Origin of the sequence: Actinoallomurus acaciae (genome assembly GCF_042429965.1) — a bacterium.
Classification (GTDB): domain Bacteria; phylum Actinomycetota; class Actinomycetes; order Streptosporangiales; family Streptosporangiaceae; genus Actinoallomurus; species Actinoallomurus acaciae.
The window spans coordinates 1-3,222 of sequence record NZ_JBHLZP010000731.1 but is presented as its reverse complement, the minus strand read 5'-3'; the positions used below and the strand labels follow the sequence as shown (position 1 = coordinate 3,222).

The 3,222-nt window shown below is 72.4% G+C and carries 3 protein-coding genes and 1 pseudogene; 2 read left to right on the top strand and 2 right to left on the bottom strand.

Features of this window, described 5'->3' with window-relative positions; genetic code table 11:
* Positions 1 to 105: 105 nt before the first annotated feature.
* Positions 106 to 639 (bottom strand): amidohydrolase family protein, encoded by a 534-nt coding sequence (locus tag ACFFNX_RS45895; RefSeq protein WP_378212628.1) that lies wholly within the window; start codon positions 637 to 639, stop codon positions 106 to 108.
* A gap of 112 nt (positions 640 to 751) precedes the next feature.
* Positions 752 to 1,540 (bottom strand): IclR family transcriptional regulator, encoded by a 789-nt coding sequence (locus ACFFNX_RS45890; protein WP_378212626.1) that lies wholly within the window; start codon positions 1,538 to 1,540, stop codon positions 752 to 754.
* A 139-nt stretch (positions 1,541 to 1,679) separates the two neighbouring features.
* Between ACFFNX_RS45890 and ACFFNX_RS45885 the strand changes: the two genes are divergently transcribed.
* Positions 1,680 to 2,591, top strand: a complete 912-nt coding sequence (locus ACFFNX_RS45885; protein WP_378212625.1) for a dihydrodipicolinate synthase family protein — start codon at positions 1,680 to 1,682, stop codon at positions 2,589 to 2,591.
* A 29-nt stretch (positions 2,592 to 2,620) separates the two neighbouring features.
* Positions 2,621 to 3,222 (top strand): annotated as a pseudogene (locus ACFFNX_RS45880) (zinc-dependent alcohol dehydrogenase); the annotation flags it as partial.

Here is a 3,222-nt window from a genome sequence, read left to right as displayed (position 1 = left end):
GCAGCCCGGGCGCCTGGTCCGCCCGGTACGCGGCCAGCACGTCGGGGTCGTCCAGCACGGCCATGCCCGGCACCGCCGTCCGCAGCGCGGCGGCGAGGTCACCGCTCATCGCTCGGCCCCGGCGGCCGGCCCCAGCAGCGTCAGCGCGTCGCGGTCGATGAGGCGCTCGCCGTACTCCTGGACCAGCATCAGCGCACGCCAGGGCTGAAAGGGCCGGTAGTGCAGAGCGCTGACGTCGGCGTGGACGTTCGGGTGCTTGCGGATGACCGCGATGCGCTCGCCCTCGTACGGGTGGCCGAGGTGGGCGAGGATCATGCGCGGTTCCGGGTAGCGGCGGGCCACCTTGTCGGCGAGCATCGGGCGGGCGTACTCGATCGGCGCCTGCGATGCGCACGTGGTCCCGGTGCGCAGGAGCACGGGCAGGCCCTCGTCGGACGCGTACCTCCACAGCGGGTCGAACGCCTCGTCGTCCGGGTCGGACCCCGCGTACATCGGCATCTTCTTGATACCGCGCAGCCCCTCACTCCACCGCACCGTCAGGCCGACCTCGCCGGGACGCGAGCGGCCGGCCTGGGCGAGGAGGTCGCCGGGGAAGTGGTCGGGACAGCCGAACGCGTGACTGTGCACGTCGACGATCACATCAGCTCCGATGTTCGGTAAGAGAGAACGATGTTCGCCTAATTTCGGACGTTTCGGCACACAAGGCTAGACGATGGCGCGCCGGCCTCCGGCGCCGGTCGGCTCGAAGCCCTCAGCGCCGCCCGCCGAGCAACCGGGTGATCCGCGTCGCGTGGCCGCGCACCGTCTCCCCGATCTGGTGGATGCGCCACACCGGCAGGTCGAGCTTGAGCCCCGTCACGCTGATCGCCCCCGCGCACTCGCCACGGTGATCGTTGATCACCGCGCCGACGCAGAAGATCCCCTCGGCGTCCTCCTCGTCGTCGACCGAGTAGCCGCGTCGGCGAACCTCCGCCAGGTCCGCCAGGAGCGCGGCCGGATCGACGATCGTGCGCGGAGTGCGGGCCGGCAGGCCGTTCGCCTCGATGATCTCCCGCGCCCGCTCCTCCCCGAGGCTCGCCAGCATCGCCTTGCCCAGACCGGTGCAGTGCGGCGGCTCACGGTGCCCCATGTGCAGGTCGAACCGGACCGCCCCGGGCGGGTCGGCGCGCCCGACGATCACCGCGAACCCGTCTTCGGGCACCGCGACACGCGAGGAGAGTCCCGTCTCGGCGGTCAGCTCCTGGAGCACCGGCATCGCGACGTCGCGCAACGACACCTGGGTGATCGCGTGCTCCCCCAGCCTGGCCAGGGCGAGGCCGAGCCGGTAGCGGCGCAGCGCCCCCTCACCCTGCGAGGCCACGAACCCGTGCGCCGCCAGGGTCTGCAGAGTGGAGAAGGCCGCACTCTTGGCCCCGCCGACGCGTCGCGCGATCTCCGTCACCGTGAGCCCGTCGCCGGGCTCGGTCAGGCATTCCAGGATCTCGACCGCACGGCTGACGCTCCGCACCTCGTACCGCTTGTCGAGTTCGTTCGCTACCACCGAACAAGGATGTCCAGCCAAGAAAAGTGGTGTCAAACGACGCCACGGCCGACGTTGACACCGTCCGGATTCGCGACCTAGCGTTTCGGTGATAGAGAAAGCTGTTCTGTATAGCAGAACGACCTCGCTGGGAGGCTCGATGACAGGCCCCGCCGCGCTGCGCGGTGTGCTCCCCGTCCTGGCCACACCGTTCGGCCCGGACTGGTCGATCGACGAAGAAGCGCTGGGCGCGGAGGTGGAATGGGTCCTGTCCCAGGGAGCCGACGGCGTCGTCATCGCGATGGTCTCGGAGATCCTTCGGCTGGCGACCGACGAGCGCGAGCACCTCGCGGCCCTGGTCTGCGAGCAGGTCGCCGGCCGGGTGCCCGTCGTGGTGAGCGTGGGAACGGAGAGCACCCCGGTCGCCCTGCGGCTGACCCGCGCCGCCGAGGACGCGGGGGCGGACGCCGTCATGGCGGTCCCGCCGCTCACCGCCGTCGCGGAAGACGCCGAGGTCGAGTCGTACTTCCGCGCGATCCTCGGCGCCACCGGACTGCCGCTGATCGTCCAGGACGCCAGTGGCTATGTCGGACTCCCGATCCCGCTCGGCCTCCAGGCCCGGCTGCTCACCGACCACGGCCCGGGCCGCATACTGTTCAAGCCCGAGGCCGTGCCCGTCGGGCCGAGGCTGAGCGCCCTGCGCGACGCCACCGGAGGCCGCGCGCGGGCGTTCGAGGGCAGCGGCGGAGCGGCCCTCGCCGACAGCTTCGCCCGCGGCGTCGCGGGGACGATGCCCGGTCCCGACCTGGTCTGGGCGATCAGCGCACTGTGGCGGGCGCTGGAGGCCGGGGACCACACCCGGGTACGCGCCGTGAACGAGGCGCTGAGCCCGCTGCTCTCCCCCGTGTCCAGCCTCGACTCGTACGTGGTGTTCGAGAAGCACCTGCTGGTACGGCAGGGGGTGCTGCCCGACACGCGGGCGCGGGCGCCGCTGGGTTTCCACCTCGACGCCGAGACCCGACGGCAGATCGACGAACTGTTCGACCGGTTGAAAGAGGTGGTGTTCGCGTGAAGGCGCTGGTGCTGAAGGACTTCGGCGCGATGGTCGTCGCGGACCGCGAGACGCCGGTGCCCGGCCCCGGCCAGGTACTGCTCCGCACGATCGCCACCGGGATCTGCGGGTCGGACCTGCACGGCTTCACCGGTGAGAACGGCCGCCGCGTGCCCGGCCAGGTGATGGGCCACGAGACGTCGGCCGGATCGCCGCGGTCGGCGCGGACGTCTCGCTGCCGCCGGGACGGCTCGCGACCCTCAACCCCGTCCTCTCCTGCGGCCGCTGCCCGTCGTGCGCGGCGGGCGCGGAACAGCGCTGTCCGGCCAAACGGGTGATCGGGGTCGATCCCACGCTGTCCTCGGCCTTCGCCGAGTACGTCGCCGTGCCCGCCGCGAACGTCGTTCCGCTGCCCGAGTCGATGCCCGAGGAGTACGGCGCCCTGATCGAGCCGCTGGCCGTCGGACACCACGCGGCACGGCGCGGGCAGGTCACCGGCACCGACACCGTCCTGGTGATCGGCGGCGGGCCGATCGGCCAGGCGGTCGTGCTGGCCGCCCGTCGTCTCGGCGCCCGGCGGGTCGTGGTCAGCGAGCCGAACCCCGGCCGCAGGCGCCTCTGCGCCGGACTCGGCGCGGAGGTCGTCGACCCG